The organism is Microbacterium sp. AR7-10 (assembly GCF_001878835.1).
Lineage (GTDB): Bacteria > Actinomycetota > Actinomycetes > Actinomycetales > Microbacteriaceae > Microbacterium > Microbacterium commune.
Genome location: NZ_MJIR01000110.1, coordinates 1 through 4,280, shown reverse-complemented (window position 1 = coordinate 4,280; position 4,280 = coordinate 1). Strand labels below are relative to the sequence as shown.

Here is a 4,280-nt window from a genome sequence, read left to right as displayed (position 1 = left end):
TCTCGACCCCGTCGAGATCGACGCCGTCCACCGTCAGCCGGTACGCGCCGGCGGGCAGCGGGAGCTCCCCCCCTCCCCAGCGCGACGCCTGCAGCGGCAGGGTCGCCTTCCACGTCTTCCCGCCCCCGGTGAGCCGGCCGGCGACGCGGGCACGCGGCCCCACCAGGGTGGCGGATGCCGGTCGAGCGCCGGCGCCTGAGACGATCAGCGTCTGGTTCTGCTCATCGATGCGAGCCGTGGTCATCGTGCTCCCTTCGGCGCGGGGATGCCGCGCGCGCGGATGGCCTGGTACACGCGGCGGGCGTTCTGCCCGTCGCGATGCGCGTGCATGTGCGCGCTGAGCTCAGCCGAGCGCGCGGAGCGCTCAGCCCTGACCGCGTCGTCCGAGAGCACGGCGTCGAGCTGAGCGAGAGCCGCCGGCCAGTCGGTCGCGTGATCGTCGCCCGCGACGTCGGAATACCGCCCGTAGAAGCCGCGCTCGCGGGTGTACTGCTCGGCATCCGGCGCGAGATACACGACCGGCGTCGCCAGCAGACCCACGTCGTAGGCCATCGACGAATAGTCCGTGATGAGCACATCCACGCGCGGCAGTGCCGGTGTGACATCGGCGAGCAGGTCGGAGTTCAGCATCCGCACCCGTCCGCTCGACCACGGCGGCGCGTACGCGCCCGCGCCCAGCGGATGCGACCGGATGAACAGGATGGCATCGTGCGTCTCGAGCAGTCGGACGATCTCGACCCACTGCGCGGCGGTCGGCACCGCCGGGTCGGGAGCGCCGTCGCGCCAGGTGGGGGCGTACAGCAGCACCCGCTGTCCCGTGAGCACCGGACCGGTGCGGGTGAGCAGGGTCGTCGCCGTCGCGCGTCGCTGCGCAGCGGAACCGAGGGAGAGCACGTCGACGCGCGGTTCGCCGGTCACGACGACCCGGTCATCGCCGAGACCGAACGCCGACTCCAATCGGCCACGCGAGCGGTGGGATGCGGCCGGCAGCACCTGGATGCGCTGCGCCGCACCGCGGTACAGCGCCGTCAGCAGGCGCCGCAGCAGGGCTGCACCGGGAATCCCCGGCGGCACCTGGGCGGTGATCGGAGAGTCCAGCCCGATGCGCTTGAGCGGGATGCCGTGCCACAGCTGCACGACGAAGGCGCTGCTGCTGCCGTACCTGTTCACGTCGCCGAGCCCGTGCGTGACGACGACCACGCCGGCGCGGATCGTCGCCCACCAGCCGCGGATGCCGTCGCGCGGGACGGTGCGGATGCCCAGGGCCCTGGCGTCGTCGGCATCCCGCGGCGAGCGCGCGAGCCACAGCACCGGGTGCCCGGCGTGCGCGGCGACGCGGTAGAGAGCGAGGGCGCCGTCGCCGACGCCGGCTCCGCAGCCGAACACCCACGTGTCGCCGCGCGGGATCAGCAGCGCCGCGATGCGCCCTGCGGCATACAGCGGCGTCCGGAGCAGCTTCGCCGCGTTGCCGGAGCCGAATGAGAAGGACGCCACCTCGCGAGCCTATCGCGGGGTGGCGTCCTTCTCAGGGAGTCGGCTGGCAGAGCTCAGAGCTTGAGCTCGCCCAGCGTCACCTTCGCCTCGTAGGTCTTTCCGGAGCGGACGTAACTCAGCGTCGCGTCACTGCCGGCGGCTGCCGCGCGCACCTGGGCGGTGAGGTCGCTGGCGCCGGTGATCGGCACGCCGTTGAACTGGGTGACGACGTCGCCGCGCTGCAGACCGGCCTCGTCCGCCGCGCCGCCGGGGGTCGGGGTGTCGATCACGGCTCCCGCGACGGACGCGCCCTGCACGCTCGACGCGTCGCGCACCGTGGCGCCGAGCAGCCCGTGGGTGGCCGCGCCGTCGGCGATGATCTCGTCGGCGACGCGCTGCGCGATGTTCGAGGGGATCGCGAAGCCGAGACCGATGGATCCGGCCTCGCTCGACGCCGACGATCCGCCCGCGGTCGCGATCGCGACGTTGATGCCGATCAGGCTTCCCTTGCTGTCGACGAGTGCGCCACCGGAGTTGCCGGGGTTGATGGCCGCGTCGGTCTGGATGACGGCGATCGAGATGGACTGCTTCGCCTGCTGCTGGCCCATGCCGGGGATGTCGAACTGGAACGGGTTTCCGCTGCCGCCCTCCTCGCCCTCGCTGTCGGGCTGCGCCGAGCTGTCGGGAAGCGCCGACGAGGCGACCTCGATGCTGCGGTTCAGGGCACTGACGATTCCCGTGGTGACCGAGTTCGACAGCCCGAGCGGTGCACCCACCGCGACGGCGGTGTCGCCGACGTTGAGCTTGCTCGAATCGGCCATCTCGATCGGCGTGAGATCCTCCGCCCCCTCCAGCTTGATGACGGCGAGGTCGTAGACGGGGTCGGTGCCGACGACGCTCGCCTGGAAGATACGACCGTCGGAGGTGGTGACGCGGATGGCCGGGTCGGCCACGGCACCGCCGAGGGTGACGACGTGCGTGTTGGTCAGCACGTGGCCCTCCTTGTCGAGGATGACCCCCGACCCGCTGCCGGACTCGCTGGAGCCGGCGACCTCGATCGTGACCACCGAGGGCAGCACCTCGCTGGCGATGGCCGTGGTCTCGTTGACCGACCCGGGGTTGTTGACGGTGACGCTCTGCGGGCCCGTCGCCGACTGCGAGGCGGGCCGGTCGAACACCGCCGTGCCGATGGCGCTGCCGCCGAACCCGGCGACGCCGCCCACGAGGGCTGCGGCGAGGATGAGTCCGGCGACCTTCACCGGTCCCCCGCTCTTGCGCTGCTCGGTGCTGTGGGCGCCGCCCTGTGCGGGGGATCCGGCCGGGTCCGCGACGAGGGTCGGGTCGAGGCTGAGCGTGGGCTGCTCGGACGGCGCGGGTGCCCCTGTGGCGTACGGCGGCCGGGACATCCCGTGCTGCGAAGCACCGTACGGGGCGCCGCTCGGCGGGGTGCTTGTCGGCTGCGGCTGGGCGGCGGGCCCGAAGGTCGCGCCGGGCTGGGGCGGTGTGCCGTACGGCGAGCCCTGCTGCGGCGTCGCGGGGGCCTGCCAACGCTCCTGCTCGGAGCCGAAGCGCGAAGGCACATGCTGCCCGGGCGTCGACGACGGCGGGGTGGGAGCCGAGGCCTCGGGGTTCGAGGGCTGGTCGGGGGTGCTGTTGTCGTTCATCTTCTGCTCCTTCTCAATGCCCTATCAGAGTGACAACCGAGTCTGTGCGTTTCGTATGCCGCCGATGACATTCGCCTATGGTCTTAGCCTGTTCTGCATGGATGTCTTACCAGGAGCGTGGCGCCGCACCGCCGCCGGAGCCGGTCTGCTCTCCCCGGACGGCAGGGTCGCCCCCACCATCTTCGCGGAGATGTCGGCCGCCGCGGCGCGAACCGAGTCGGTGAATCTCGGCCAGGGCTTCCCCGACGAAGACGGTCCGGCCGCGGTGCTGGAGGCGGCGCGGGATGCCATCGCGCAGGGCGCGAACCAGTATCCGCCCGGCCGCGGCATCCCGGATCTGCTCGCCGCGATCAGCGAGCATCAGCGCCGCTTCTACGGACTCGATGTCGATCCCGACACCGAGATCCTGGTGACGGCCGGCGCGACCGAGGCGCTGACCGCCACTCTGCTCGCGCTCATCGACGGCCCCGACGACGAGGTCGTCGTCTTCGAGCCGTACTACGACTCGTACGCGGCCGCGGTCGCGCTGGCGGGTGCCCGGCTGCGCACTGTTGCGCTGCGCAGGCCCGACTTCCAACCCGATCTCGATGAACTGGCCGCGGTCGTCGGCGAGCGCACGCGGCTGATCCTCGTCAACGATCCGCACAATCCCACCGGCGCGGTGTTCACTCCCGAGGTGCAGGCGGAGCTCGTGCGTCTGGCCACCCTGCACGACGCGGTGATCGTCACCGACGAGGTGTACGAGCATCTCTCCTTCCATTCGCCCCACGTGCCGATCGCGACTCTGCCCGGCGCTGCCGAGCGCACCCTCACGATCTCATCGGCGGGCAAGACGTTCTCGACGACGGGTTGGAAGATCGGCTGGGTGCACGGACCGGCGGCCCTGATCACGGCGGTCCTCACCGTCAAGCAGTTCCTCACCTACGTCAACGGCTCGGCGTTCCAGCCCGCGATCGCCGTCGGGCTGCGCCTGCCCGACGCGTACTTCCATGACGCGGCCGCGACGATGCAGCACAAGCACCGCCTGCTCGGCGACGCCCTGCGGGCTGCGGGCTTCGACGTGTTCGCCCCGCAGGGCGGGTATTTCACCGTCGCGGATGCCACGGCGCTGGGTGGTGCGGACGCGGCCGCGTCATGGAAGTA

The 4,280-nt window shown here is 71.7% G+C and carries 3 protein-coding genes and 1 pseudogene; 1 reads left to right on the top strand and 3 read right to left on the bottom strand.

Translation table 11 applies throughout. The features are described 5' to 3' along the window. From BFN01_RS14350 to BFN01_RS14340, 3 genes and pseudogenes are all read right to left on the bottom strand, one after another. A pseudogene (locus BFN01_RS14350) lies at nt 1–244 on the bottom strand (glycosyl/glycerophosphate transferase); the annotation flags it as partial. After that, a complete protein-coding gene (locus tag BFN01_RS14345; protein WP_071645008.1) occupies nt 241–1,494 on the bottom strand; it encodes a CDP-glycerol glycerophosphotransferase family protein in 1,254 nt (417 codons plus the stop codon). The gene BFN01_RS14345 and the pseudogene BFN01_RS14350, both read right to left, overlap by 4 nt. 53 nt (nt 1,495–1,547) lie before the next feature. Next, the gene (locus tag BFN01_RS14340; protein WP_071645007.1) at nt 1,548–3,137 is read right to left on the bottom strand and encodes a S1C family serine protease; all 1,590 of its coding nucleotides are present in this window, start codon (nt 3,135–3,137) and stop codon (nt 1,548–1,550) included. A 97-nt stretch (nt 3,138–3,234) separates the two neighbouring features. On the opposite strand from BFN01_RS14340, the gene BFN01_RS14335 reads away from it, so the two are divergent. After that, nucleotides 3,235–4,280, top strand: a 1,046-nt coding sequence (locus tag BFN01_RS14335) for an aminotransferase class I/II-fold pyridoxal phosphate-dependent enzyme (protein WP_071645006.1), incomplete at its 3' end; no start/stop codon positions are given.

Bases quoted from the DNA above. Each gene is read 5' to 3' on its own strand.
- BFN01_RS14340 (WP_071645007.1), bottom strand. From the start codon at position 3,137: ATGAACGACAACAGCACCCCCGACCAGCCCTCGAACCCCGAGGCCTCG.